At 67.4% G+C, this 1,888-nt stretch carries 3 protein-coding genes and 1 pseudogene; all 4 read left to right on the top strand.

Going from position 1 to position 1,888, the window contains the following annotated elements:
* A partial coding sequence (locus JCM25156_RS32695; protein ID WP_148299403.1) for an SEC-C metal-binding domain-containing protein occupies positions 1-99 on the top strand: 99 nt, incomplete at its 5' end.
* 57 nt (positions 100-156) lie between these two features.
* A pseudogene (locus JCM25156_RS25075) lies at positions 157-905 on the top strand (YebC/PmpR family DNA-binding transcriptional regulator).
* Between the two features lie 8 nt (positions 906-913).
* On the top strand, positions 914-1,420 hold the full coding sequence (gene ruvC, locus JCM25156_RS15235; protein WP_025813759.1) for a crossover junction endodeoxyribonuclease RuvC: 507 nt from the start codon (positions 914-916) through the stop codon (positions 1,418-1,420).
* On the top strand, positions 1,417-1,888 hold a 472-nt coding region (ruvA, locus tag JCM25156_RS15230; protein WP_025813758.1), incomplete at its 3' end, for a Holliday junction branch migration protein RuvA. The genes ruvC and ruvA, both read left to right, overlap by 4 nt.

The following is a 1,888-nucleotide window of genomic DNA, read 5'->3' as shown; positions in this document are numbered from 1 at the left end:
CCCGATGATCCGTCAAGCTGGGGCGAGGTCTCGCGCAATGCGGCGTGCCCCTGCGGGTCGGGCCGGAAATACAAGCACTGCCACGGGCGGCTGGTCTGACCGCCCGCCCGGCGCACGGACAAGAACAATAGACGAAAACAGGATCAGGGACGAACGATGGCGGGTCATTCCCAATTCAAGAACATCATGCACCGCAAGGGCGCGCAGGACGCCAAGCGGGCCAAGCAGTTTGCCAAGGTCATTCGTGAAATCACCGTGGCGGCGCGTGAAGGCATGCCCGACCCGGCCATGAATCCGCGCCTGCGCGCCGCCATTTCGGCCGCGCGTGAGGTGAACATGCCCAAGGACACGGTCGAGCGCGCCATCAAGAAGGCCAGCGGCGCGGGCGGCGGCGAGGATTATACCGAAGTGCGTTACGAGGGGTACGGCCCCGCCGGTGTCGCCGTGATCGTGGAGGGGCTGACCGATAACCGCAACCGCACGGCTTCCGATGTGCGCGCCGCGTTCTCCAAGCATGGCGGCTCCCTGGGGGAGACGAACTCGGTCTCCTTCATGTTCACCCGGCTGGGTGTCATCACCTATCCGCAGGATGTCGCGAGCGAGGATGACCTGATCGAGCCGGGCTTGAGGCCGGGGCCGAGAATGTCGAGAGCGTGGACGGCATGAATGAGGTGACCTGCCAGGTCGAGGATTTCTTCGCCGTGCGTGACGCGCTTGAGAGCCGCTTTGGCGAACCGGCTTCGGCCAAGCTGGACTGGCGGCCGGGCAACACCGTCGAACTGGACGAGGAAAAGGCGCGCAGCGTGTTCAAGCTGATCGACACGCTGGAAGATCACGATGACGTGCAGGCCGTGTACGCCAATTTTGACCTGCCGGACGACGTGGCCGAGAAGCTCTCGGCCTGATCACGCGCGTGGTCCGCATCCTTGGCATCGACCCCGGCCTGCGTTTTACCGGCTGGGGGGTGGTGACCGCGCAGGGCAACCGGCTGACGCATGTGGCCGATGGCGTGATCGCCACCGACTCGGCCCTGTCCGTGCCGGAGCGGCTGCGCCACCTGCATGACGCACTGCTGGAACTGGCCCGCGGCTTCGCCCCCGATGAAGCGGCGGTGGAGGAAACCTACGTCAACCGCAACGGGGCCGCGACGCTCAAGCTGGGTTACGCGCGTGGCGTGGGGCTGCTGGTGCCGATGCTGCTGGACATTCCCGTATCCGAATACGGGGCCAAGACGGTCAAGCGCGCGGTCGTGGGCACCGGGGCTGCAACGAAGGAACAGGTCAGCATGATGGTCCGCCGTATCCTGCCCACCGCCCTGCTGAAACGCGCGGATGCGGCGGATGCGCTGGCCGTGGCCATCTGCCACGCCCACCACCGCGCCAGCGCCGCCCATATCGCGCGCGCCACGAGGATGGCATGATCGCGCAGCTTCGTGGCCTGCTGGCGCAGGTGGAGGCCGATCGCTGCGTGATCGACGTGGGCGGGGTCGGTTATCTGGTGCAGGCGTCAAGCCGCACGCTGGCCACCCTGCCGCAACCGCCGGAACTGGCCTGCGTGCTGGTGGAAACCGTGGTGCGGGAGGATGCGATCCTGCTCTACGGGTTTGCCGAGGCCTCGGAACGTGCGTGGTTCCGCCTGCTGACAACGGTGCAGGGCGTGGGGGCCAAGGTGGCGCTGGCCATCCTGTCCACCCTGCCGCCTGCCGACCTGATCAACGCGATCGCGGCGGGTGACAAGGCCATGCTGACCCGTGCGGGAGGCGTGGGCGCGCGACTCGCGCAGCGTATCGTGACCGAACTGCGCGACAAATGCGAAGGCATGCCCACCGGCCTGCCCGCGGGGGCTACGGTGGCGGTGGCGGGTACTGCCACGGTGTCTGGCGCGCGCG

The sequence above is a fragment of the Komagataeibacter kakiaceti JCM 25156 genome, from assembly GCF_000613305.1.
This window is presented reverse-complemented; position numbering and strand designations above follow the sequence as displayed.